Here is a 25,022-nt window from a genome sequence, read left to right as displayed (position 1 = left end):
ATGCCCAAGGTCTTTTTCTACGTCCAGCATCTTCTTGGGATTGGACATCTGGCGCGCGCCAGCCGCATTGCAGCTGCCTTGGTCGAGGACGGGTTCGCAGTGAGCATGGTGACTGGCGGCCTGCCGCTCGAAGGATTTCCTGCACCGGGCGTCGAACATATCCAGTTGCAGCCGGCGATAGCAGCCGGCGACAGTTTTACGAAGCTGAAGGATGCTGACGGCAATCCGGTGACCGAAGCCGCAGAAGCACTTCGGCGTGACCAGCTTATCACAGCCTACCGTGCGCAGCGGCCCGATGTGGTCATTCTCGAAGCCTTTCCCTTCGGTCGCCGACAACTCCGTTTCGAGCTCCTTCCTCTGCTTGACGAAATAAAACGGAGCGAATGGCGTCCGCTGGTCCTGAGCTCCGTACGAGATATATTGCAGCAAAATCGCAAGGCTGGTCGTGACGAGGAAACGATTGCGCTCGTAAGGGAGCATTTCGACCGGGTTCTGGTTCATGGCGATCCAAACTTTGTGCGCCTGGAGGAGACATTTCCCCCAGCTGCCCAGATTGCCGACAAGCTCGTCTACACCGGGCTTGTCGCGCCTGCTCCTCCTCGATCAAAGTCCGATACGGATGCTAAATTCGACGTAATCGTTTCAGCAGGCGGCGGCGCGGTCGGCGGAGCTTTAATCGAGACGGCGATTGGGGCCCATGCCGAGCTACCTCCGCTCGGCCGGTGGTGCGTCATTACCGGCCCCAACCTGGAGCCCGACGAGTTTTCTCGGATCAGCGGGTCAACGGCCGCCGAGGTCGAAATCGTGCGCTTCCGGCGGGATTTCGCTCGCCTGCTGGGGAATGCAAAGCTGTCGATCTCACAGGCTGGCTACAATACTGTCTGCGATATTCTTCAAGCCAAGTGTCGTGCAGTCCTAGTTCCTTTCTCAGCCGCAGGCGAAACCGAGCAGACCGTGCGCGCAGAAAAGCTGACGCGGCTGGGATTGGTTTCAACCGTTGGCGAGGATGAGTTAACCCCAACCAAGCTTGCCGCAGCGATTGAAAATGCCCTCGCGCTCGAACCGGCAAACAGCATTTCGTTGAAACTGAATGGCGCGCGACAGACCGCCGCCACCGTTCGGCAACTTCTTGCAATGCGTGGATGACGCTTGGCCGGCAGCCATTCAGGAATGGGACAGGCCACCTTTGACGATCGAAAGGTGGTCACCGTGAATTCGGCTGAGGCTGCGATCGACGATATCGCAGATGTTCGACAGCCCATCAAGCCGCATATCGGGGGCAGTGACGGAGGGAGGGGCCCGCTCGAGGAGTTTCTTGAGCGAGTCAGCCAAGCGCACCCCGTCTATCGCGTGATCGGGATGCAGCATGTCGATCAAGCCGAGCTCACTTGCGCGCATGGCACGGATTAGTTGTTCTTTGCGCGGCAGTGTCCGTGGAATAATCAGCGCCGGTTTATCGAAAGACAGGATCTCGCAATAGGTATTGTAGCCACCCATCGCCACCACTGCTCTTGCCCCTGCGATCAGGTCTTCCATGCGATTGTCGAACTCGATGATCTCCAGCCATGGGATTTGCTCACCCTCCTGCCGGAAGTGTTGCCTCTGATCAGAGGGCATGTATGGTCCAAGCACGACGAGCGCTCGCTGGGTCAATGCCGGGTCGGCCTGGTAGGCATTGATGATGTCACGGATGAGCTCGCTGCCGTCGCCTCCGCCCCCCGTTGTGACGAGAACATAGTCATCCCGTTCCCGGATGTCTGCCCGGGGTTCTTTTGAAGCCTGCCTTTGTAGGAAGCCCACGAAGCTCATTTTCGCTCGTAATGTGGAAGGCACGTCAAGACCGATCAGCGGATCGTAAAAGTCGGGTGGCCCGTAGACCCAGATCTCGTCATAGAGCTGATCGACCTTGCGAATGACGTCGTTGCGCTCCCACTCGGATTTAAGAAGGTGGGGTGCGTCCATGACGTCGCGCAGGCCAAGCACAAGGCGCGTGCCGCGCGTCTTTAGATAGATGAGCGTGTCTTCCACCTCGCGCCGCAACCCCAATGGTTCCTTGTCGACGATGAAAATATCCGGCTCAAAGGTTTCAGCGGTATGCCGAATGATCGATTCGCGCATCTTCAGCGTGTCCTGAAAGGACACGTCCCCGTTCATGGACGTATAGTCGCCGTTCCGCAATTTGATGACACTCGGGATTTTGACGAAATCAACCCGCGCCCGATAATCGAAGGCGCCTGCAATGGTAGCTCCCGACATGATCAACACGTTTGCCTCATCAAAGCCGTCGACCAATGCATGCGCGATCGTCCTGCACCGGCGAAGATGGCCAAGACCGAAGGTATCATGGCTGTACATGAGAATTCTTGCGTCTTTGGGCTGCTGCGACATGCTCGAAGCTCTCCGGGTTGACCTTCATTTGATTGCTTCTCTTCCGGCTGCCGCCTGTGGCCGTAGCGAGATGGGAAGTCTGGGCGTTCTCACATAGTGATTCTTGGGTGCGTTGGGAGGGAGCTTATACTCGATTTATTTGCAATTTCTGCTCGACCACGCACCTCAGGCGACCGAACGGGACGCGGCCAGAATTCGTTGAGAACCGTGGTTGTGCCGAGATGTAGCGTTCTCCATAATGAGCTACAGGCTGGAGGTGATTTTTCGCAAACGGCAGAGCGGCAACGCCGGTAATGATGCGCCCACGCAGCCTATAAGCGCCTGAAACGCACCATGACGGCCAAAGCGCTGTGGAAAGAGGCGTGACCCTCAACGCGCTTGCCGACCACCTCGAACCGGCAAGGTTTAATTCTGGCGTTGCCGAACTGGATTACTAACTGCATCGCCGTGCCCGCCAATCAGGCAGCCGGCGCATCGCGCACCTTAGCCGTATCCGAGCACAGTCGCCTCCTCGCCTACTATGCACTCGCCTCCAGAAGCGGTGAAGCAGCCGGAAGCACCTGGCCATTTCCGGTGCAACATGCCGATGGTCGGCTTGCACGACCTCAAAACAGGTGTTGATCTCCTAAACGCTTGACACGTTCCGCCGACGTGGCATTGTAAAGCGGTTTAGTAAATCGCTTTACTCAACTGCGACTGCCACAGGGACATCATGTCTAGCAAGCGTGCCACAAGCCTGAAGGATGTCGCCGATGCGGCTGGCGTTTCAGTGGCGACCGTGTCGCGCCTTCTCAACGGCTCGCTGCAATTGCCCGCCGAAACCAAGCAGCGTATCGTCAAGGCCATCCAGGATCTCAAATACGAGCCGAACCCGCATGCTCGCAGCCTGAGTCGCGGACGCTCAGACACAATCGGGCTCGTCGTGCCCGATATCGGCAATCCGTTCTTCGCCACGCTCGTATCGGCGGTGGAGGAAGAGGCGGACAAACGCGGCCTTGCGCTCTCGCTCCACGTCACCCTCAACCGACCCGGGCGTGAGATTTCCTATGTGACCGCACTTGCCCGCAACCATGTCGACGGGCTGATCTTTATCACCAACCATCCCGATGACGGGGAACTGGCCGCGTTGATCAACCAGACGGGCAAGGTTGTCATTGTTGATGAAGACGTGCCGCATGCGATGGTTCCAAAGCTTTTTTCCGACAATGAGCAGGGCGGCTATCTCGCAGGTCGGCATCTTGTCGATCACGGGCATCGGCGTGTCCTTTATATCGGCGGTCCGCAGGAGATGATCAGCACCCGCCGTCGATCCCAGGGATTGGAGCGCGCACTTAAGGAACGGGGGGAGCCGTTTCAGATCATCCGCTACGAAGGCAGTTTTACGGTGGAGTTCGGCCGCGAGGCTGCGCGGCGCTTTCTCGATGAAGGCAAGCAGGCGACGGCGATCTTCGCCAGTTCGGACGAGATCGCGATCGGGCTGATCGAAGTGCTGCTGGCCGAGGGCGTCTCCATTCCCGATGAAGTCTCCGTCATCGGCTTTGACGACGTCGGGCCGCTGCATCTTTTCGCACCGCCTCTGACCGCGATACGTCAGCCCGTGCGGGCGCTCGGCGAACGCGGCCTGGCGCTGCTTCTGGAAACAAACTGGCAGGAAACCGAAAGCCTCAGGACCGAGGAACTGCTGCCGGTCGAAATCGTCGTGCGGAACTCCGTTGCACCGCCGTCGAAAATAAAAAAGCAACGACCATGAACCAAACCAGAGGACGAACACATGACTATTCTCACACGCAGGATGTTGACTGCCCTGGCCGCGACTGCCTTTGCCGGCATGTCCCTCGGAGCCATGGCCCAGGCCGCTGAAAAGACTTTCGCTCTTGTCCAGATCAACCAGCAGGCGCTGTTCTTCAACCAGATGAACGAGGGAGCCCAGAAGGCGGCTGACGCGGCCGGCGCCAAACTGGTCATCTTCAACGCCAACAACGATCCGGCCGCGCAGAACAGCGCGATCGAAACCTATATCCAGCAGAAGGTCGACGGCCTCGCCGTTGTGGCGATCGACGTCAACGGCATCATGCCGGCCGTGCAGCAGGCAGCAGCCGCCGGGATTCCGGTTGTCGCGATCGATGCCATCCTGCCGGAAGGCCCACAGAAGGCGCAGATCGGCGTCGATAACGCCAAGGCCGGCGCCGACATGGGCAAGTTTTTCCTAAATTACGTGAAGAGCGATATGGGCGGTAAGGTGAAGTACGGCGTCGTCGGAGCCTTGAACTCCTTCATCCAAAACGTCCGCCAGGAAGGTTTCGAGAAGACCGTCAAGGGCGCCGAGGGTGTCGAGACCGCGGGCGTCGTCGATGGCCAGAACATCCAGGACAACGCACTCGCGGCCGCCGAAAACCTGATCACCGGTAACCCTGACATGACCGCAGTCTACGCCACCGGCGAACCGGCGCTGATGGGTGCGATCGCCGCTGTCGAAAGCCAGGGCAAGCAGTCCGACATCAAGGTCTTCGGCTGGGACCTCACGGCGCAGGCCATTGCCGGCATCGACGCCGGTTACGTCACAGCCGTCATCCAGCAGGATCCGGCCGCCATGGGTGCGGCCGCAGTCGACGCGTTGAAGAAGATCTCGGACGGCGGTAGCGTCGAAAAGACGATCTCCGTGCCGATCACCATCGTAACCAAGGAGAATGTCGAACCCTACCGGGCCGTATTCAAATGATCTCTGACCGACAGCTCCCAACCGCTGTCGCAGGGGCCGGGGGAGGAGAAACTCTCCCCCGGCAGTCCGGCGAGAGCGACATTCGCCAGCCCAGAATTTCATTGAAGGGCATTCGCAAGAGTTTCGGTTCGCATCAGGCACTGCGCGGCGTCGACCTCGACATCTATCCGGGTGAATGCCTGGGGCTGGTGGGTGACAATGCAGCCGGCAAGTCGACGCTCACCAAGATCATTTCCGGTACCTATATTCCCGATGACGGCACGATCTCGATCGATGGACATGAGGTTCGGTTGGGTGGACCAGCCGATGCCCGTGAGCGCAATATAGAGATGGTGTTTCAGGACCTGAGCCTGTGCGACCATGTCGATGTGGTCGGCAATCTTTTCCTCGGCCGTGAATTGACCAGGGGACCGTTCCTCGATCGTCCGCGCATGGTGACCGAAGCTCGGGCCATGCTGGATGCGCTTGAAATCCGCATCCCACGCCTCGGCGCCAAGGTGGAAAAGCTCTCGGGTGGCCAGCGTCAGGCGATCGCGATCGCGCGTGCCGCCTCCTTCAATCCGAAGGTCCTGATCATGGACGAGCCGACGTCTGCTCTGGCAGTTGCCGAGGTGGAAGCCGTGCTCAACCTGATCAATCGGGTCAAGGCAAACGGCGTCTCTGTCATCCTGATTACCCATCGCCTGCAGGATCTCTTCCGCGTCTGCGACCGCATCGCCGTCATGTATGAAGGCACCAAGGTTGCCGAGCGCGATATCGGCAAAACCGACCTGCAGGACCTCGTGCAGCTTATCGTCGGAGGCAGACATTGAGCGCCTATACCGAACGCGCGGCCGGCTCCCCGGTCGCCGACTTCCTTTCCGAACATGCGCAGGTCCTGTCGATCACGGCGTTCTTCCTCGCCTGCCTCGTGTTCTTCTCCGCCACCACAGACACGTTCCTGACCCTGGGCAACATTCTCAACGTGCTGCGCCAGGCCGCCCCGATCCTTGTCGTGGCAGTGGCGATGACGTTCGTCATCATCACCGGTGGCATCGACCTTTCGGTCGGCTCGCAGGTGGCGCTGGTCAATGCGGTCGCCGCAATTATCCTCGCCATGGGCTATCCCTGGCCGACTGTGGTAATCGGCATGATCGCCTTCGGCGCACTCATGGGCATCGCGCAAGGGTGGTTTGTCGCCTATCAGGGCATCCCGGCCTTCATCGTGACACTTGCAGGTCTGTCGATCCTGCGTGGTTTCGCGCTCTGGCTGACACAGGGTTATTCGATCCCGATCAACGACGTGCCGGGGTTTTTCTGGCTCGGCCGCGGCGAACTTCTCGGGCTTCCGGTTCCGGCGGTAATTGCAGTGCTCGTGGCGGCGATCGGTTACGTGGTCATCGCCTATACGAAATACGGCCGTCAGGTCGTGGCCGTCGGTTCTAACCTTGAGGCTGCCCGCCGCGTCGGCATGCCGGCCAAGTGGATCGTCGCGTCGGTCTATATGGTGTCCGGCATTGCCTGTGCCCTGGCCGGTCTGCTGATCGCGGCACGCCTCGGCTCCGGCTCGTCCAACGCAGCCGTTGGCTTCGAACTACAGGTCATCGCGGCGGTTGTGCTCGGCGGTACGTCGCTGATGGGAGGCCGGGGCAGCATTCTCGGGACCGTGCTCGGCACACTGACCATCGCGGTCATCGGCAATGGGCTGATCCTGATGCATATCTCGCCCTTCTTCACGCAGATCGTAACCGGCGCGATCATCCTCGTGGCGATCTGGCTCAACACCAAGATCTTCACCACCAATTTCCGCTTCGGCGGCAAGAGGTGAGGGCGGAAATGAGTGAGCTTTCGCAAGCGCATATTCGCTCTGGCAAGGTAATGACGGTAGCGGGGGCAATCCCCGTCTCCGAGCTCGGTGTCACGCTCATGCACGAGCACATCCTCAACGACTGCCGCTGCTGGTGGCATGCGCCGAAGACGCCGGAGCGGCAGTATCTCGCCGACAGTTTCGTCTGCATCGAGATCTTGGGCGAGTTGCACCAAGATCCATTCATCAACAAGCACAATATCACGCTGGACGACGAGCCGCTGGCGATCATCGAACTCAAGGATTTCGCCAGGCATGGCGGGAATACCGTCGTCGAGCCGACCTGTCAGGGGATCGGCCGCGATCCGCGGGCGCTGAAGCGCATATCGCAGGGCTCGGGACTCAACATTGTCATGGGTGCCGGCTACTACCTCGGCTCTTCCCATCCGGCCAAGGTCGCCGGGATGACGATCGACGAGATCGCCGACGAGATCGTGGCCGAGGCGACCGTCGGTGTCGATGGCACCGACATCAAGGTCGGGCTGATCGGCGAGATCGGCGTCTCGTCGGATTTCACCGACCAGGAAGAAAAGTCGCTGAGGGCTGCAGCGCGGGCGCAGGCGCGCACGGGCCTGCCGCTGATGGTGCATCTGCCCGGCTGGCTCCGGCTTGGCAACAAGGTTCTGGACATCGCGGAACAGGAGGGGGCGGAGCTTGGTCATACGGTGCTCTGCCACATGAATCCGTCGCATGACGATCTCGCCTATCAGGCGGAGCTCGCTTCACGCGGCGCCTTCCTGGAATACGACATGATCGGTATGGACTTCTTCTATGCCGATCAGCAGGTGCAGTGTCCGAGCGACGAAGAGGCGGCGCGCGCGATCGTCAAGCTGATCGAGCGCGGCCATATCGGCCGCATCCTGCTCTCCCACGATGTGTTCTTGAAGATGATGCTGACCAGATACGGCGGCAATGGCTACGCCTACATACTCAAGCACTTTCTGCCGCGATTGAAGCGGCATGGGGTAACTGACGCGCAACTCGACATTCTCATGCGCGGCAATCCGAGATCGGTGTTCGAGGCGAAGGCCTGATCACCCAAGCAATGACAGAAATGGAACGATCATGACCAAAAAAGTCCTCCTCGTCGGCGAGAGCTGGATCAGCTCCGCCACCCATTACAAAGGCTTCGACCAGTTCGGCAGCGTTACCTTTCATCTCGGTGCCGAGCCGCTGGTAAAGGCGCTGGAAGGCAGCGAATACGAGCTGACCTACATGCCGGCCCACGAGGCGGTAGAGAAGTTTCCATTCGATATGGAGGGTCTTGATGCCTATGACGTGATTATCCTGTCGGATATCGGGGCGAATTCGCTTCTTCTGCCGCCCGCCGTCTGGCTGCATTCCAAGACGGTACCCAACCGTCTGAAGCTGATCAAAACCTGGGTGGAAAAGGGCGGCGGGCTACTGATGGTCGGCGGCTACTTCTCCTTCCAAGGCATCGATGGAAAAGCTCGCTGGCGCCGCACGGCGGTCGAAGACGTGCTGCCTGTCACTTGCCTTCCCTATGACGACCGCGTCGAGATTCCGGAGGGCGCAAAGGCCGTCGTCACCATGGCGGATCATCCGACGGTCGCCGGCATGTCCGGCGAATGGCCGCTGCTGCTCGGCGTCAACGAAGTTGAAGTGCGCGACCGAGCCGATGTCGAAGTCGTCGCCCGACTGCCGGATGATCAGGGCGGTCATCCGCTGCTCGTTACCGGCAGCTTCGGCAAGGGACGCAGCGCCGCCTGGACCTCGGATATCGGCCCGCACTGGCTCTCCCCGGCATTTTGCGAGTGGGACGGCTATGGCCGACTGTGGAAGAACGTTCTCGGCTGGCTGAGCGACACACGATGAGGTCCGGGCTCAGGCGAGCATCAGCGCGCTAGGACCGCCTGCAGCTCGTCACCGGTCGGGAAGGCTGACCGGGTACCACGGCGGCTGACGGTAAGCGCGGAGGCAGCAGTGGCATGGCCGATCGCGCGGATGTCCAGTTCGACGCCGCGCAAAGCGGCTGAAGCGAGCGCCACCGCCATGAACGTGTCCCCGGCACCGGTCGTGTCGATTGCGGTGGTGGCGGCAGCCGGAACGGTGGCGATCTCTGCATCCCGGCTTGCGAGCATCGCTCCGTCGCCACCGAGTGTCAGCACGACGTGGCGGACGCCAGATTGCAGTAGCTTTGCGGTCGCGGCGGTGTCTGACGAGCCTGTGAGACTTTGCGCTTCGCCCCGGTTCAAGAAGGCGATGTCTACCAGCGGCCAGAAGTCCGCGAAGTAAGGACGGAGCGGCGAAGGGTTGAACGCGGTGACGAGGCCGCGGCGTCGGGCTTCCTCGAGCAGGCTAAGGGTCGTCACCTGGCTGAGATTGCCCTGCAGGACCATGAGGTCGCCGGCAGCGGCTGTGTCGATTGCCGCGATCGCCTCGCCCGGCTCAAGCGAGCCGGCGGAATCGGTGGTCGTGACGATGGCATTTTCGCCGTCGGGCGTGGTGAAGATGATGGAGAAGTCGCTGGAGCGGCCGGCAAGAGCGATGAGCTTCGCCTTGACCGGTTCTGGCGCCAGTTGATCGCGAATGGTCTGGGCGCGGAAATCCTCGCCCACGGCCGCGACGAGGGTGGTGGCAAGGCCGGTTCTGGCCATGACCACGGCTTGGTTCGCACCCTTGCCGCCGAGGTCGCGGGTTTCCTCGCGACCAAGGATCGAAGCTCCGGCTTCCGGCATGGTCGAAACAGATATGGTTTCGTCGACGGCGACGTTACCGATGACATGAGCACGAACACGGGCAGGCATGGCAGGCCTTTGAAAGGAACAGACAATGCAGACGATATCGGATAATAATTCCAGCGCCATAAGGGAAATATTCGGCACTGACAAGGCGCTGATCGGGATGATCCATTGCTCGCCCTTTCCCGGCGCACCGCGCTATCGAGGGGCGGCGATGGACGCGATTTACGACGCTGCGATGCGCGATGCCGAAGCCCTGATCGATGGTGGCATGCATGGGCTGATCGTCGAAAACCATGGCGATATTCCTTTCTCCAAGCCGGATGATATTGGCCCGGAAACCTCCGCCTTCATGTCCGTCGTCACCGACCGGATCGTCCGCTCAGTCGGTCTCCCTACCGGCATCAATGTATTGGCTAACGCGCCGATCCCGGCCTTTGCCATCGCCATGGCCGGCGGCGCCAAATTCATCCGCGTCAACCAATGGGCCAACGCCTATGTCGCCAACGAGGGTTTCATGGAAGGCCGGGCGGCCGAAGCAATGCGCTACCGTTCGGCTCTCCGTGCCGAGCACATCAAGGTGTTCGCCGACAGTCATGTAAAGCACGGGGCACACGCGATCACAGCCGACCGGACGATCGAGGAACTGACCCGCGATCTCGCCTTCTTCGATGCCGACGCGGTGATCGCCACCGGCCAGCGCACGGGCAATTCGGCGACCGTCGAAGAGATCGAGACGATTGCTGCCGCGACCCATCTGCCGCTGCTCGTCGGCTCCGGTGTCACCAAAGAGAATATTGTCGAGATTCTCAAGCGCACCAACGGCGTCATCGTTGCCTCGTCGCTCAAGGAGGGTGGTGTCTGGTGGAACCCGGTCGAGCCCGCCCGTGTGAAGGCGTTCGTCGAGGCTGCGCGCCCAGCATTGGCTGCCTGAGATGAGTGAGATGCTTTCCGAGCAGATCCTGCGCGAGAACAAGGTCGTCCTCGATGCGATGGTGGGACACCGCTTCGTCGAGGACATCAAGGGCGATCGGCTGCCGAAGCATGTCTTCGAGCGCTACCTCGTGTTCGAAGGCGCCTTCGTCGACACGGCGATCTCGATCTTCGCCTTCGCCGCTGCGAAGGCTGAGACGATCGAGCAGAAACGCTGGCTGATCGGCGTGCTGGACGCACTTGCTAACCAGCAGATCGCCTATTTTGAGAAGACCTTTGCCGAACGCGGGATTGACCCTGCTGCCTTCGACACGTCCATTCCCGAAGTCGCGGCCTTCCGCGACGGTATGCTGGCGATCTCCCGTGATGGCGGTTATCTCGATACGGTCGCGGCAATGTTTGCCGCCGAGTGGATGTATTGGACGTGGTCGAAAGAGGCCGCCCGGCAGCCGATGAGTGACCCACTGCTGAAGGAATGGGTCGATCTGCATGCACATGAGGATTTCGCCGCGCAGGCACTGTGGTTGAAAGCGGAGCTCGACGCGGCCGGCCGGGTTATGAGCCCGCAGGAACGGTCCCGCCTGAGCGGCATATTCGGCCATGCGCAGGCTCTCGAGATCGCCTTCCACGACGCTCCTTATCTGTGAGGAAAACGCATGATCGAGATCGACGGCATCCGTCTCAATGGCAGACTTGAGACCTTTGCGACAATCGGCGCCACGCAAAAGGGCGGCGTCAATCGTCAGGCACTGACGGAAGGGGATCGTCGTGCCCGGCAGCTTCTTGCGGAACTCGCCTGGACGCGAGGCTTTTCAGTCTTTCAGGATCCGATGGCGAACCTTTTCATCCGACGTGCCGGGCGAGACGAAGGCCTGCCACCGCTGGTGATCGGCAGCCACCTCGACAGCCAGCCGGCCGGCGGCCGGTTCGACGGAGCACTCGGCACGCTGTCGGCCTTCGAGGTACTGGAAAGTCTGGAAGATGCCGGTATTGAGACCGAGCGTCCCGTGGTGGTCGTGGCATGGACCAATGAAGAGGGTTGCCGCTTTGCGCCGGGCTGCATGGGATCCATGGCGTTTTCCGCGGGCGAGATTCCTGGTGAATGGCGAAAGAAGCTTGCGACCGATGGTGCACCGTTAACCGACGAGTTGACGGCGACGATCGAAAGCCTGCCGAGGGCAACGATGATCCCCCTCGGCTTCCCGATCCATGCCTATCTCGAGGTACATATCGAGCAGGGTCCGTCACTTGAGGCGGATAATATCCCGATCGGCGTCGTCGGCGGCATCCAGGGGACGCGGTGGCTGGACGTTACCGTGACGGGGCAGACCGCACATGCCGGCACAACGGGCCTGGCATACCGGAGAGACCCGTTACGGGCGCTGACTGCAGCACTTTCCAGCCTCCATGAAACGATCATGCCGTCAGATCCTGACGCACGGTTCACCGTCGGGCGCATTTCGGTCGAGCCGGGCTCAGTGAACGCCATTCCCGACGTGGCACACTGCACGGTCGATATCCGCCATCCAAATCCGGGCCGGCTGGACGAACTCGAAGACCTGGTTGCTGCGACCATCACCAGTCAGTCCGAGCGGCAGCGCTGCTTGGTTGCAATTTCGCGATCCTTTGACATGCCGCCCTGTACATTTTCTACAGATCTGCAGGACGCGGTCGAACGGGCCGCAGCGGCGAAAGGCTTCAACAGCGTACGGATGCTGTCGGGAGCCTTCCACGATGCGCTGTTTGTCAATCGTGTCGCGCCCGCTGCCATGATCTTCGTTCCGTGCCGTGACGGATTGAGCCACAACGAGGAGGAATCCGTCGAACCACGACATGCCGTCGCTGGTTGCCAGGTGCTGGCGCAGGCCACCCTATTTCTCGTCAGATAAACTCACACCTGGCCGCTTCTGGCCAGTATCACCCGGTTACCTGATCATCCTGGTCAGTGTGACTGTCATCGATTTTCTGAGCGAGCGCCTGCGTCACCGTATCATCGGCATTTCGGAGCATGGGATATGAGCCACGCTGATTTTCAAACCGAAACGAATGCCGTTCATGATGCCAAGGTCCGTCTGCGCGGCGCATTCGAACGACCGCTTGTTGGCCGGCTGATGCCGTGGGCTATCGCTATCATTCTTTTGATCCCGCTTATCCTTGGTGCATTCGCTTTTGGTGCCACGCCAACAAGGTTTGCGGAAGGGTTATCGCGACTTGCTGGCATCATTGCCTTTATGTTCCCGCCGCACATTTGGACAACCTGGATGGAGTGGCAGGAGGTTCTGGAGGGACTTGGTCAGACGATCGTCATGGCCTTCCTTGGTACGTTGCTCGGTGCCGCCGCTTTACTTCCGCTCGCGCTGCTCGGCGCGAAAAACATCATCCCGTTCGGGTGACTCAGGCTTTTCTCGCGCCGAAGCTTCGACGCGCTGCGCGCGGTCGAACAGATATTCTTGCTTTGGTGTTCATTCGCGCTTTCGGGCTTGGTCCTTTGGCTGGTATCCTTGCCATCGCGGTTTCCGAGATAGGCACGTTTGCCAAGCTCTTTGCCGAGGCAATCGAAAATACGTCACGCAAGCCGGTCGATGGCGTGAAGGTCTCCGGCGGCAGCAACATGCAGGCGATCCGCTATGGGATCGTGCCGCAGGTTTTACCGGTGATCCTCTCGATCATTCTCTACAATTTCGAATCCAATGTTCGCTCCGGCACCATTATCGGGGTTGTCGGGGCCGGCGGCGTCGGGTTCCTTCTCGCCGACCGCATGCATGCCTTCCGATGGCCAGAAGCCTGGTCAATCATCTTTCTGATCGTTGCCATGGTCTATGTGATTGACTCCGCATCGGCTTCACTACGACGTCGGCTGATCCTGTAAACATTTCTAACGTGCGCGCTGAGCGAAAAATGGTTCCGAGGCGACGCGCTTGCCGCCGTGCTGGCTTTCATTCCTCTCACCCATTCGGTGTTCTGGGATCGATGGCCTACACGTTGATCGGCGGTACCGCAGTTGGAACGGTGATGATCTTGCTCTTCCTTCCTGCGCTCTATGCCGCATGGTTCCGCATCAAGCCGACCGAATACGAAAGCCAAGGGAAGCCGGCGGAGCAACTGGAGTTTCAAACTGTAATGGCTGCCGAATAGACGCTTGTAGCGTGGTGAGCGAAAAGGCGAACTCGTTAGTCGCCGAGGATTCTAATCGATTTTCGATATGATGGATATTTTATAAGCATTTTTCTATAAGAATAATTGATTTCCGATGTAATCAGTTTTCGATATGATAGGCCAAAAATAACTATCTTTCGATGATGTAACTTGTTTCTCGATGAGAAAGGAAGTCGGCATGCCAGCCAGCCTTGCAAATCCGGCGGTCTTCCAAGAGCGTATCGTGCCAACGGATACGGTTCCCGTCGGATTTGCCGCACTCGTCCAGAAATACGGGATCGCAGCCCCTGTTCGTCTCCCCTCGTGTGTCGCCAAAGGCTTCGTCTATGGCTCGAGGAGAGCACATGAGGATTGGACGATCTTTGACAAGCGCTTCACTCCAGAGGACAACCTACTCGGACATCTGTCTTTCGCGCTCAGGCACGAGACAATCGACCTGTTGATTTTGAAAAAGCTGTTTAACATCGTCCCGGCAAGTGAGATCGTTGCGCTGATCAAAGCCGAGCCGACAAGCAGTGCTACGCGCCGGATCTGGTTCTTCTATGAATGGCTGATCGGTACGCGCCTCGACATTCCAGATGCGGAACGGGGGAACTATGTTGAAGCGCTTGATACTGGGAGCTACTTTACATCCACCCCTGTGAACTCGCCCCGCCACCGCGTGCGGGACAATCTTCTCGGCACACCCAAATTTTGCCCCGTTTTAAGGCGCACCGAATACCTTGTCGAAACGGTCACCCGCCGCTGGGACGCTGAAGCCAAGGAACTCATCGGAAAAATCGGAAAAGGGCTCATCGCCCGTACGGCAAGTTTCCTCCTTCTGTCGGACAGCCAAGCATCCTATCAGATTGAAGGCGAACGCCCGCCGCGAAGCCGCCTCGAGCGGTGGATGCGGGCCGTCGCCCAAGCTGGAAAGCGGCCAATCACAGTGGATGAGCTCGTGCGCCTCCAGCACCTCGTCATCGAGGAGAACCGATTCATCAAGCACGGGCTGCGAGACGCCGGCGGCTTTATTGGTGATCGCAACTGGAACGGCGATCCTCTCCCAGAATTCGTTTCAGCCCGGCACGAAGACATTAACGGTCTTCTCGGAGGCATCATAGCCGGAGGAAACAGGATGGCGGAGAGTGGGGTTGACGCCGTGCTTCAAGCTTCCGTCATGGCCTTCGCCTTCCTGTTCGTCCATCCCTTCGAAGACGGAAACGGTCGCCTGCACAGATACCTCATACACCATGTCCTGTCCGAACGCGGATACACGCCTCCTGGCATGATCTTTCCTGTTTCTTCCGTACTTCTTGAACGTCAAGAGGAGTATAGCGCGCGTCTGCGCGGCTATACTGTACCGTTACTAACCTTTATCGAATGGGTGCCGACAGCGGAGAAAAACGTGCGTGTAGTCAACGAAACCGCCGATCTCTACAGGTTCGGAGACTACACGGAGTTGACGGAATTTCTTTATGCTTGCGTCGTACAGACGATCAGGCAGGACCTGCCAAACGAGATCGACCACCTCGCGCGCTTCGACGACGCGAAGGGACGCATTCAGAATTTTCTTGAGATGCCGGACGCGATGATCTCTAGCCTCGTTAACCTCATCCGTCAGAACGATGGTACGCTTTCCAAGAAGCGGCGAAGCCGCGAGTTCGAAAAGATGACCGACGAGGAGGTAAAGTCAGCGGAAGCGGTGGTTCGTGACGCTTTCGATATCGGTCGATCAGACGAGAACGGCGATCTTGAAATGGAGTGAGGTCGATGAGACTGGAAACGCAATCTATATTCTGTTCAACACAGGAGCTTCTGATGGCTGCGCAAACAAGGACTGCCGCAGAAAGCGAAGCAAAGGTTGCAGCGGCAACAAGCTCGTGCTTGAGCAAGCGAAAGCTGCCGGGCTCCTCGGTGCCGCAAAGAACACTCGTCTTTCAGGACGGGTGTCTTCGGAGTTGATCGAGGCGGCCAAGAAGCGCGCCCAAGTCACGTCGGACACGGAGTTGTTGGAACTGGCACTGTCGCGCTTGGCCATCGAAGATGACTTCGGCGCCCGCTTGGTCGGCCGGAAGGGCAGCATCCCAGCGGATATAGATCTTGGGATTTGATCTTTCCGGAACCCTCCGGTTGTTAAGCCCCAAAAGCACACGAGAACACTTAAGGGCCGCGCCGATAAGGATCTCCCTTGGGTTGCTGACGAACCCGCAATCGGGGGGCGCTGTTTCTGGATACCAGTGTCTACCTGGATGTGCTGCAGGGTAGATCGCCGGTTGAGGTCGATAGGCTGCTTACCTATCGTCTGTGCCACCATTCCTCTGTCTGTTTGTCCGAACTGACTCACGCCCTTGGCCGGCTCGGCCCAAAGAATGGATCGACGAAGGGAGTCCGCCAAACACTCGAGGCGACGGTAGAGGACATACCAGAGCACCGGCTTCATGCACCCGACGCTGCGACCTGGGGCAGGCCGGTGTGTTGGCGGGCCTCCTGTTTCGACTGAGCAATCTACCCAGGGGGACGGGCACGAGCGTCGATTCGTCAATGACGCCCTCGTGTTCCTGCAGGCACGTCAGTTGGGTGCGATTGTACTGACCGGCGACGTTCGCGATTTCGATTTCCTTACTCAGCTTCTGCCAACCAGGCGGATCATCCTCTTTCGAACTCCACCAGCGCGACCGCGATCACCATGAGCGTCACGGCTGACCCTGCTGACCAGGACGCGTTCGCCTATCGCTCTCAGACAAAAGCAGCCGCCGCCCGGACGTCATAGCGGATTAGGCGATGAACTCGCAGCCCCCGTCCCGCAGCGCTTTGTCCACCCATTCGCGATTGACCGTACCTGCCTCGGTCTCCGCCATCTGACGGGTTTCGGATTCGTGCTTCTTGATCGCAGCCTTCAGGATCTCCGCGGTATTCGCCTTGGGTACGGAAACGACGCCGTCGAGATCACCAAGGATCAGGTCGCCCGGCTCTATGACCGTGCCATTGATTGCGATCGGGAAACCGATTTCGCCCGGTCCCGTGCGGTACGGACCGCGATGTGTTGCGCCGCAGGCGAAGACCGGCAGGTTGCGCTCCAGGAATGCCTCGGCGTCGCGGATCGCCCCGTTTATCACGAAGCCGGCAACGCCACGGCGGATCGCATGGGCTAGCATCAGCTCGCCCATCAGCGAATTCGCCGTTTCGCCCGCAGCATCCACGACGATCACGTCGCCGGGTTTTGCCATGTCGATCGCCTTGTGTAACATCAGATTGTCGCCGGGGCGTGTTCTGACAGTCAGCGCCGGACCGGCGAGATTGCCGGATCGATGCATCGGCCTCAGATCGGCGCCGAGCGCGCAGATGCGCGACATGGAATCGCTGACATTGGCGACCGGAAGATTGCGGAACGATTCCACCAGTTCCGGCGCGGTACGATCCCAGCTCAGTTTGACTCTAAATCCGTATGTCATGGAAAACCTCAGGCAGACAGTTCGATAGGGCGGGCGAGCGAGCGTTCGTCGGGAGCATTTCCGTCGAGCACGCTGATGATGTGACGGGCAGCGATTTCGGCCATGCTGTCGGCCGAACCATGGGTAACTCCACCGATATGCGGCGTTGCGATCAGCGTGTTCAGCGCCCAGAGCGGACTGTCGGCCGGGGGAGGCTCTATGGAAAAACTGTCGAGCGCGGCGCCAGCGATTGTCCCTGCCGAGAGAGCTTCGGCTAAGGCCTGCTCGTTGATGATGCCGCCGCGTGCCGTGTTCACGATGACGGCTGATGGCTTCATCAAGGCAAGACGGCGCGCGTCGATCAGGTCGCGACTTACAGCCGTCAGCGGGCAGTGAATGCTGAGAATGTCGAGCGCCGGCAACATGGCGTCGATGTCGTCCGCCGATGCGAAGCCATCGGCTTCGGCGGCGCCGGGAGCGAACGGATCATGGACGACAACTTCCATGCCGAGCGCTTCGGCCATGCGGGCCGTCTCCCGGCCAATCCCGCCATAGCCGATGAGACCTATGGTGGCCCCGAGGATGTCTTTGCCCACGAAGGTCGGCTTTGGCCAGCCGCCATTCTTCACCGCTCTGTCGAGCGGCAGGATTTCCTTCACCAGCGCGAGAGCGAGCGCAATCGTATGTTCGGCGACGGCGCGGGAATTCGACCCCATCGCCCTGAGCACGGGTATCCCGCGTTTGGCCGCAGCAGCGATATCGACATTGTCGACGCCGACGCCATGCTTGGCGATGACCTTGAGATTGGGGGATGCGGCAATCACCTCCTGGGTAATGCGCCCCTGGCGCACCATCAGCCCATCGATCATAAGTTCGGCGGCGCGTTTCGCCACCACGTCGGACGGATCGTAGGGTGGCGAGAAGAACACGTCGACATCATGCTCGTTCAAGAGCCGGATCGCCTTTTCGGCGATCTTGTTATGGGTCACTAGAATGCGCCGTCGGCGTTCGCCGTGTTGCTTGTTTTGAATCATCAGGTGGCCCGTCCTTTCTCAAATCGCGCAAGAAGATTCCGGGCGCGCGTCACGATCGGCGCATCGATGAACTTTCCTTCCAGCATGAAGGCGCCGCGGCCTGCAGCGGCGTTCTCGCCATTGGCTGCGAGGACCTTACGTGCCCATTCGACCTCTTCCGGATTTGGCGCGAAGCATTCGTTGAGGATCGGCACGACAGAGGGATGAATGCAGCTCGCGCCGTCGAAACCGAAATCGCGCGCCTCCAGCGCGGCGGCCCGCAGCGCATCCTTGTCGGCGAAATCGACCGTGGTCCTAAGCATGCCGAAGGAGAGAACGCCAGCTTCCTTGGCGGCATAGTGGATCATCAGTTTGGGATAGCGCAGCACTTCAGGTGTCGGTTTGGCACCCATGGCGGTCGCCAGATCCTCGCCGCCGGCAGTCAAAGCGATGACACGCGGCCCCTGCGCGATGGCGCGGACCTCGAACAGGCCCTTCATGTCCTCGATCAGCGGCACGAAGGAGATCGGTGTGCGGTCGCCTTCATGCGCCGTCAGGGTTTTGTCCAAGCCCGCAAGAATATCCGGGCTGTCGACTTTCGGGATATAGACCGCGTCGGCGCCTGCAAGGGTCGCAGCGATAGCATCCTCTATGAGGCGATCCGACTGGTTGACGCGCACGAAGACCTGGCAACCGCCCCGTTTGATTTCCTGCACCCACTTCGCCAGACCATCGCGGGCCTCGGTTTTCGCCGCTTCCGGCACGGCATCCTCAAGGTCGACAATGACGACATCGGCGCCGCGCTGCCCCGCCTTTTCCAGGAAGCGGGGCGCATTGCCAGGTACATAGAGAAGCGAAGAGATCATTCCTCACCCCCCAGATCGCCCAAGGTCATGCCGATTTCCGCAAGGATCGCCTCGGTCTGCTCGCCGACTGCCGGCGCCGGGTGGCGGAAGACGCCGGGTGTCGCGGAAAAGCGCGGGAAGATATTGTGTTGCGGGATACTGCCGAGATCGGCATCCTCGACCTCCACCACGATCTCGCGCTCGGCGAAATGCCGGTCGTTGCTGATGTCGGCAATGTCATAGACTGGCCCGACCGTGGCGCCCGCCGCACGCATTCCGGCCAGAGCCTCGTCGCGTGTGCGGGTCGCGAACCATTCGCCGAGCGCGGCATCCACGAGTTCGCGATGCCTGACGCGCTCAATATTGGTGGAGAAGCGCGGGTCGTCCTTCATGTCGGGACGGCCGATGATGTCGAAGATCCGCATCGCGATCACTTGGGTGGATCCGGAAAGCGCGACATATTTGCCGTCGCTGCAGAGATAGACGTTGCGCGGCGAGACCGTGTTGGACCCGGAGCCCGACCTTTGCTTGACCTTGCCGGTCACGCGGTAGATCGAAGCTTCCGGCCCGAGCGAGGCGAAGATCGGCTCCAAAAGCGAAAGGTCGATAATCTGGCCGGCCGCATCTCCGCGCTCTCGGGCGAAGAGCGCCATCATCACCGCGTTCGCCCCGGTCAGCCCCGAGATCATGTCGGCCAAGGCCAAAGGGGGAAGGACCGGCTCGCGATCCGGAAAACCGGTGCGTGAGGCAAAGCCGCTCATCGCCTCGACCAGCGTGCCGAAGCCCGGAAGCTTGGCATAGGGACCGGTCTGGCCGAAGCCGGATATCCGCACGATGATGAGCTGCGGATTGAGCTCGAGCAGGCCTTCGGGTGAAAGGCCCATTTCCTCCAGCGTTCCGGGTCGGAAGTTCTCGATGAAGACGTCGGCCTTTTCGATGAGTTTCTTCAAGGCCTCCAGCGCTTTCGGCTGGCGCAGGTTGAGCGCGACCGAGCGCTTGTTGCGGCCATAGGTCTTCCAGTGCAGCGAATGGCCATTGTCGCGCCACTCCCGCAATGCATCTCCTTGCGGAGGCTCGACCTTGATGACGTCGGCGCCGAAATCGCCAAGCTGCAGGGAGAGCATGTTGCCGGCGACCACACGGCTCAGATCGACGACGCGGATGCCGTGCAGCGGGCCCTTCTGTTCCGGCTGGAAACGGATGGTTTTCTTAGTCTCTGCCATGTAAACCTCAATTCGCGCCGGGTTTTTCGGGGAAAACGGCGCAGTGTTCCTGAGGAATGCGCACGAGGATAGAATTCTCCTTCAGCTCCGAAGGCGTCTGGATGCGGAAATCCACTGCACCCGAACGCACCGCGTATTGCCAGACGGAGCCGAGATAGGTTCGCTGTTCGATCGAAACCCGCATCGTGTTGGGGCCGGTCTCGCCGGTGAGCTCGATCTTTTCCGGACGGATGGCGACGACGACGCTGCCATCCTTGCCGGCCGGGCCGGGCGGAGTGACGATCTCGCTGCCGTCCGCCAGCCGGATACGGGCCTTTTCCGTGCCGCTCTCGATCATCGTGCCGTCGAAGAAGTTGGACGAGCCGATGAAATCGGCGACGAAGCTGTCGGCCGGCCGCTCGTAGATATCGCGCGGCGTTCCGAGTTGCCGCATCCGGCCCATGCTCATCACCGCGATCCGATCGGAAACGGCGAGTGCTTCGGCCTGGTCGTGGGTGACGTAGATAGTGGTGACGTTCAGCCTTTCCTGCAGTTCGCGCAGCCAGACGCGAGCGCGTTCGCGCAGTTTCGCATCAAGGTTCGAAAGCGGTTCGTCGAGGAGCAGGAGCGGCGGGCGATAGACGAGCGCGCGGGCGAGCGCCACGCGCTGCTGCTGGCCACCGGAAAGCTCGAACGGATAGCGATCGGCATAGGGCAGCATCTCGACGAGACCGAGGGCTTCCTTGATGCGCTCGTCGCGCTCCGCCCTGCCGATCTTCCTGAGGATCAGCGGGAAAGCCAGATTCTCCGCCACCGTCTTGTGCGGCCAGAGCGCGTATGACTGGAAGACGAGACCGATATTGCGTTTTTCCGGCGGCACCGTGTTGTTCGGATTGCCGTCGAACAGCACCCGGTCGCCGATGCGGATCGTGCCCGAAGTCGCATGGTTGAGGCCGGCGACCGCAAACAGCGAGGTTGACTTGCCGCAGCCGGACGGTCCGAGCAGCGTCAGGAACTCACCCGATGCGACATGGATATTGAGGTTGTCGACGGCCGTGACGGAGCCGTATTTGATCGTGAGATTCTGGAGGACGAGATCAGCCATAGATTTTGGCTCCCATGACGCGGCGTGCGAGAATGACGAACGCGGCGGTTATGACGACTTGGATGGTTGCGAGGGCGGAGACCGGGCCATTGTCACCCTGGGCGACGAGCTGCAGCATGGTGGTGCCGATGATTTCGGAGCCGGGCTGGTAGAGGAAGGCCGCCGTCACGTACTCCTTGAAAAAGTGGATGAACAGCAGCGCGTAGCAGCTGAACAGCGCGGGTTTCAGGATCGGCACGATGATGCGGGTCACCGTCGTCCACCAGTCGGCGCCGGAGATGCGCGCACCGCGGTCGAGCTCTTCTCCGACCTGGGCAAGCGCCGGCGCAATGGCGCCGAAACCGACCGGGATATAGCGGATCATGAAGGCGAGGATCAGCACGGCAACGGTGCCGCGGATGATATCTGCCCCGGGAAGCCAGATCACCGCGTAGAAGAAGCCAAGGCCAGCGATGATACCCGGCAGCGAACGCGGGAAGAGCGCAATGTATTCCAGCGCCCGGCTGTGGCGGAAATCCGAACGCCGAGAGACGAGCGCGATCACCAGAATGAAGAACGTACCGATGGCAGCCCCGATCGTCGCGACGACGACGGAATTGACGATCGACCGCACATAGGTCGCCGATCCGAGCACATTCTCGAAATTCGCTGTCGTCATCACCTTCCAGAAGGGAATGAGCGGCGTCAGGAAGCTCACCGCCGAGCGCATGAAGATGCCGCCGAAGATCGAGATGATCGTCAGGAAGGCGAAGGCGAAGACGAAGAAAAAGGCCGGCCAGCGCCAGGCTCCGAGATCGAGCGTCGAAGGACGGCTTGCCTTGCCACGCACGGTGACGAAGCGGCCGGAGGATTTCATCAGGAAACCCTGCAGCCAGACGAGCAGCGCAACCACGATCAGCAGAATGACGGCCGCCGCGCCAACGATGCCGTATTCCGGCCGAACGGCGGCGTTGATGCCGGCATTATAGAGGAAGGTCGTGACCGTCTGAATGCCGGAGGGGCCGCCGAAGAGCAGCGGGATCGCCAGCATCTCGATGCCGACGACGAAGTTCAGCACCGCCGAATAGATGATCGCTGGGCGGATCATCGGAATGGTGACCGAGAACAGCGCCCGGAACGGCCCGGCACCGGTCGAGCGCGCCGCGTCTTCCAGCAGCGGGTCGGCCTTGGTGACGGCTGCAAGGCACATCAGATAAGTCAGCGGCGCCTGGCTGAGGCCCGCGACCACGCCCATGCCGGTGACGCTGTAGAGGTTCCATGGCGCGCCGCCGAGATAGGTCTTAGCGGCCAACGTCATGAAGCCGGAAGGGCCGTACATGGTGAACCAGCCAAATGCGATCACGAGGTTCGAGACGAAGAGCGGCCAAATGAAGATCTCGCCCAGCCACTTGCGGCCGGGAAGATTGGTGCGCCCGACAAGAACCGCCATGATCGTGCCGAACACCTGGGCGACGAGCATCGTCAAAGCGCCGAAGTAGAGCGTGTTGAAGAAGACGCCGGCCATGCCCGGTTCGCTGATGAGGCGGCTGAAATTGCCAAGCGTCAGGACCGCTGTATCGTCATAGAGGGGCTTGTCGAGAAAGGCCTGAAAGATGATCGGGGTGATCGGGCCGAACACGAGGATCGTCGTCAGCGCCGCAACGCCCCAGTAGATCGCACGCGATCGGTCTATTCCCCGTCCGGCCGTGCCGGCGTGGCTGATATCCGTCATCGAATTTTCCTGTCAGGGTTAGTGGGAGGGCTGCGTTGGCAGCCCTCCGTCACGGCTCAACGGCCGGCAATTGCAGCGTTCCACTTCTCCACGAAGGGACCCGCTTCGGTGATCAGGCGCTGGTCGAAACCGGCGATGATCATGTTTTCGTTTCCGATCTGACTGCCGATCTCCTGGAATGTGTAGCGGGCCTGATCTTCGGCAACGTCCTCGCGATAGGGAACGAGCCCGCCTTTGCCGACCTGCGTCTGGCCATCCTGGCTCAGCGCGTAGTCGACGAACAGCTTGGCCGAATTCGGGTTGGCTGCACCCTTGGGAATGCCCATGCCGCGCAGCATCATGATGGTGCCGTCGTCGGGGAAGGCAAAGCCGAGGATCTCGCCGCCCGGCTGTTCCAGGCGCGGGAAGATGGTGATGCCGGAAACGGCGATCCCCATCAGATATTCGCCGGTCGCGATCTTCTCGTTCATCGGGCCGCCGGAAGTCTCGCCGCGGATCATCGGGCCGATCTTGCGAAGCCCTTCCCAGGCCGTATCACCTTCCTTGTCCATATAGCTCCACCACGCGGCAAGGCCGAAGCTGTTGCGGGCCGCATCATAGGTCGTGATCTTGCCCTGGAAAGTGTCGGGGTCGGCGCTCGCAGCCTCCACCAGAGAGGCGAAACCCTTCGGACGCTGGTCTTCCGGCAGCAGCGCTGCGTTATAGGTGATGACCAGTGGATCGGTCGAAAGCACGTTCACGCCGGGGTAGGGATGGGCGAAATCCGGCAGATGGGCGACCTCGGGGCTCTTGTAATCCTCCATCGCGCCGTCCTTGCCGTAGGCGGCCCAGCGGTCGTTTGCGCCGGAAACCAGCACGTCGGCGGTGCGCGCGCTCGATCCTTTTTCGGCCTCCCAGCGCGAATGGACGGTGCCCGATCCGAGATCGACGGTCTCGACCTTTATCCACGGATATTTGGCATTGAACCCCTTGAGGATAGGCTGCCAATTGTTGTCGGCCATGTTGGAATAGATCATCAGGCCAGCTTCCGAGCGCGACCCTTCGATGATCTTGGAATAATCGGCCGGATAGTAGGACGGCACCTCCTGTGCCTGGGCGAAACCGGCAATGCCGGCAAACAATCCGGCCATGGCCGAAAGCGTGAAGAGTTTCATCAATTACCTCCCTTTCGATAGACGACGACTGCGCCGCGCCAGCTCCTCGCTGATTGCGACCGCAGTTTCCCGGACCACTTCGCATATGCGGTCGGAATGGGTGACGAACCGGACCTGGGGCCCGGAGATGTTAAGTGCGGCGATTGCCTTGCCGCCGACTCCGACGATGGGAGCAGCGGCGCCGGCCGCACCTTCGACGACGCCCATGGCGTTCAGGTAGAAGCCCGCTGTCCTGGCACTTTCGACGGCCTTGCGAAGGGTCGAATGTTCGGCGTCGGAAAGAGAAGCCGATGCGGCATAGGCATCGACTTCGGCATCGCTGCCGGCGGCCAGAAGAACGATCCCGCTTGCGACCTTGTGTGCCGGACGCGTCGGCCCGATGTCGCGGTCGTAGAGAATCTCCCGCTTCGGCAATACCTTGTTGAGATAGCGGATCGACTGGCTTTCCAGCACGGCGATGAAGCCGCTCTCTCCCGTCTCCTCAACGGCATTGGAGAGATAAGGGGACACCAGCGCGATCAGGGCGCCGTAGTTGCGCCCGTCTGCGGAGATTTCGCCGGGAAGTCTCAGAAGCTGGTACGTCCCGGTCGGCGTTCGATGGATATAACCGCGCTCGGTCAGCGATTGCAGCATGAGAAGCGCGCTCGACTTCGGCATCGCAAGTGCTGCAGCGATCTCCGAAAGGCTTGCACCCTCCGGTGAAGCCCCAAACCACTCGATCATATCCAAAACACGCTCGACGCCGCGTCCGCTCATCATGTATCCTTTGTTCAGTATATTGAACTAGTATAAGATACTGAAAATGGAAGGAGGGGTCAAGAGAAGTCGCAAATCT

Annotated in this window: 23 protein-coding genes and 3 pseudogenes; 16 read left to right on the top strand and 10 right to left on the bottom strand. The window is 60.4% G+C overall.

Annotation, left to right across the window (positions count from 1 at the left end):
* Entirely contained in the window at positions 1-1,146 is a 1,146-nt protein-coding gene (locus YH62_RS25305; protein ID WP_046797081.1) for a glycosyltransferase, read from the top strand.
* 18 nt (positions 1,147-1,164) lie between these two features.
* Here YH62_RS25305 and YH62_RS25300 read toward each other — a convergent pair whose 3' ends face one another.
* On the bottom strand, positions 1,165-2,388 hold the full coding sequence (locus YH62_RS25300) for a glycosyltransferase family protein (RefSeq protein ID WP_046797080.1): 1,224 nt from the start codon (positions 2,386-2,388) through the stop codon (positions 1,165-1,167).
* Positions 2,389-3,100: 712 nt separating this feature from the next.
* Between YH62_RS25300 and YH62_RS25295 the strand changes: the two genes are divergently transcribed.
* Genes YH62_RS25295 through YH62_RS25270 form a run of 6 tightly spaced genes read left to right on the top strand, consistent with a single transcriptional unit; the run spans position 3,101 to position 8,789 of the window.
* Entirely contained in the window at positions 3,101-4,138 is a 1,038-nt protein-coding gene (locus YH62_RS25295; RefSeq protein ID WP_046797079.1) for a LacI family DNA-binding transcriptional regulator, read from the top strand.
* Between the two features lie 21 nt (positions 4,139-4,159).
* On the top strand, positions 4,160-5,107 hold the full coding sequence (locus YH62_RS25290; protein ID WP_046797078.1) for a substrate-binding domain-containing protein: 948 nt from the start codon (positions 4,160-4,162) through the stop codon (positions 5,105-5,107).
* Entirely contained in the window at positions 5,104-5,919 is an 816-nt protein-coding gene (locus YH62_RS25285) for an ATP-binding cassette domain-containing protein (RefSeq protein ID WP_046797077.1), read from the top strand. Before YH62_RS25290 ends, YH62_RS25285 begins: the two co-directional genes overlap by 4 nt.
* Entirely contained in the window at positions 5,916-6,914 is a 999-nt protein-coding gene (locus YH62_RS25280) for an ABC transporter permease (RefSeq protein WP_046797076.1), read from the top strand. The genes YH62_RS25285 and YH62_RS25280 overlap by 4 nt, the downstream gene beginning before the upstream one ends.
* A gap of 8 nt (positions 6,915-6,922) precedes the next feature.
* Positions 6,923-7,987, top strand: coding sequence for a phosphotriesterase (locus YH62_RS25275; RefSeq protein WP_046797075.1), 1,065 nt, complete (start codon positions 6,923-6,925; stop codon positions 7,985-7,987).
* A gap of 31 nt (positions 7,988-8,018) precedes the next feature.
* Positions 8,019-8,789, top strand: coding sequence for a glutamine amidotransferase (locus tag YH62_RS25270; protein WP_046797074.1), 771 nt, complete (start codon positions 8,019-8,021; stop codon positions 8,787-8,789).
* A gap of 20 nt (positions 8,790-8,809) precedes the next feature.
* On the opposite strand, the gene YH62_RS25265 is transcribed toward YH62_RS25270, so the two are convergent.
* The gene (locus YH62_RS25265; RefSeq protein WP_046797073.1) at positions 8,810-9,721 is read right to left on the bottom strand and encodes a PfkB family carbohydrate kinase; all 912 of its coding nucleotides are present in this window, start codon (positions 9,719-9,721) and stop codon (positions 8,810-8,812) included.
* A gap of 25 nt (positions 9,722-9,746) precedes the next feature.
* Here YH62_RS25265 and YH62_RS25260 point away from each other — a divergent pair, with 25 nt between their 5' ends.
* From YH62_RS25260 to YH62_RS30905, 9 genes and pseudogenes are all read left to right on the top strand, one after another.
* On the top strand, positions 9,747-10,589 hold the full coding sequence (locus YH62_RS25260; protein ID WP_046797072.1) for a BtpA/SgcQ family protein: 843 nt from the start codon (positions 9,747-9,749) through the stop codon (positions 10,587-10,589).
* A gap of 1 nt (position 10,590) precedes the next feature.
* Positions 10,591-11,235 carry a TenA family protein gene (locus YH62_RS25255; RefSeq protein ID WP_046797071.1) on the top strand — a complete coding sequence of 215 codons (645 nt, stop codon included), beginning with the start codon at positions 10,591-10,593 and terminating at the stop codon, positions 11,233-11,235.
* 9 nt (positions 11,236-11,244) lie between these two features.
* Positions 11,245-12,477 (top strand): Zn-dependent hydrolase, encoded by a 1,233-nt coding sequence (locus tag YH62_RS25250; protein ID WP_046797070.1) that lies wholly within the window; start codon positions 11,245-11,247, stop codon positions 12,475-12,477.
* A 126-nt stretch (positions 12,478-12,603) separates the two neighbouring features.
* The gene (locus tag YH62_RS30590) at positions 12,604-12,981 is read left to right on the top strand and encodes a hypothetical protein (protein WP_197082552.1); all 378 of its coding nucleotides are present in this window, start codon (positions 12,604-12,606) and stop codon (positions 12,979-12,981) included.
* 95 nt (positions 12,982-13,076) lie between these two features.
* On the top strand, positions 13,077-13,457 hold the full coding sequence (locus tag YH62_RS30585) for an ABC transporter permease subunit (RefSeq protein WP_197082551.1): 381 nt from the start codon (positions 13,077-13,079) through the stop codon (positions 13,455-13,457).
* A gap of 45 nt (positions 13,458-13,502) precedes the next feature.
* A pseudogene (locus YH62_RS29735) lies at positions 13,503-13,723 on the top strand (hypothetical protein); the annotation flags it as partial.
* A gap of 199 nt (positions 13,724-13,922) precedes the next feature.
* Positions 13,923-15,491: a Fic family protein gene (locus YH62_RS25240; RefSeq protein ID WP_046797069.1), complete on the top strand. Its 1,569-nt coding sequence runs from the start codon at positions 13,923-13,925 to the stop codon at positions 15,489-15,491.
* A 53-nt stretch (positions 15,492-15,544) separates the two neighbouring features.
* Positions 15,545-15,837 (top strand): annotated as a pseudogene (locus tag YH62_RS25235) (hypothetical protein).
* Positions 15,827-16,416, top strand: a pseudogene (locus YH62_RS30905) (hypothetical protein). The pseudogenes YH62_RS25235 and YH62_RS30905 overlap by 11 nt, the downstream one beginning before the upstream one ends.
* An 84-nt stretch (positions 16,417-16,500) precedes the next feature.
* Here YH62_RS30905 and YH62_RS25230 read toward each other — a convergent pair.
* The 8 genes from YH62_RS25230 to YH62_RS25195 are packed head-to-tail and all read right to left on the bottom strand — an operon-like array spanning position 16,501 to position 24,946.
* Positions 16,501-17,178 carry an RraA family protein gene (locus YH62_RS25230; protein WP_046797068.1) on the bottom strand — a complete coding sequence of 226 codons (678 nt, stop codon included), beginning with the start codon at positions 17,176-17,178 and terminating at the stop codon, positions 16,501-16,503.
* A gap of 8 nt (positions 17,179-17,186) precedes the next feature.
* Positions 17,187-18,191, bottom strand: coding sequence for a hydroxyacid dehydrogenase (locus YH62_RS25225; protein WP_046797067.1), 1,005 nt, complete (start codon positions 18,189-18,191; stop codon positions 17,187-17,189).
* Positions 18,191-19,036 carry a CoA ester lyase gene (locus YH62_RS25220; protein WP_046797066.1) on the bottom strand — a complete coding sequence of 282 codons (846 nt, stop codon included), beginning with the start codon at positions 19,034-19,036 and terminating at the stop codon, positions 18,191-18,193. The genes YH62_RS25225 and YH62_RS25220 overlap by 1 nt, the downstream gene beginning before the upstream one ends.
* Positions 19,033-20,238 (bottom strand): CoA transferase, encoded by a 1,206-nt coding sequence (locus tag YH62_RS25215; RefSeq protein ID WP_046797065.1) that lies wholly within the window; start codon positions 20,236-20,238, stop codon positions 19,033-19,035. Before YH62_RS25215 ends, YH62_RS25220 begins: the two co-directional genes overlap by 4 nt.
* 7 nt (positions 20,239-20,245) lie before the next feature.
* Entirely contained in the window at positions 20,246-21,322 is a 1,077-nt protein-coding gene (locus YH62_RS25210) for an ABC transporter ATP-binding protein (protein WP_046797064.1), read from the bottom strand.
* Entirely contained in the window at positions 21,315-23,033 is a 1,719-nt protein-coding gene (locus YH62_RS25205) for an iron ABC transporter permease (protein WP_046797063.1), read from the bottom strand. The genes YH62_RS25210 and YH62_RS25205 overlap by 8 nt, the downstream gene beginning before the upstream one ends.
* 56 nt (positions 23,034-23,089) lie before the next feature.
* On the bottom strand, positions 23,090-24,187 hold the full coding sequence (locus YH62_RS25200) for an extracellular solute-binding protein (RefSeq protein ID WP_046797062.1): 1,098 nt from the start codon (positions 24,185-24,187) through the stop codon (positions 23,090-23,092).
* A gap of 3 nt (positions 24,188-24,190) precedes the next feature.
* Entirely contained in the window at positions 24,191-24,946 is a 756-nt protein-coding gene (locus YH62_RS25195) for a helix-turn-helix domain-containing protein (RefSeq protein WP_046797061.1), read from the bottom strand.
* Between the last annotated feature and the right edge of the window lie 76 nt (positions 24,947-25,022).

It is taken from the genome of Rhizobium sp. LC145, assembly GCF_001005825.1.
Taxonomy (GTDB): Bacteria; Pseudomonadota; Alphaproteobacteria; order Rhizobiales; family Rhizobiaceae; genus Neorhizobium.
Note: the sequence above shows the minus strand (reverse complement) of the source record. Positions and strands in the feature narration are given on the sequence as shown.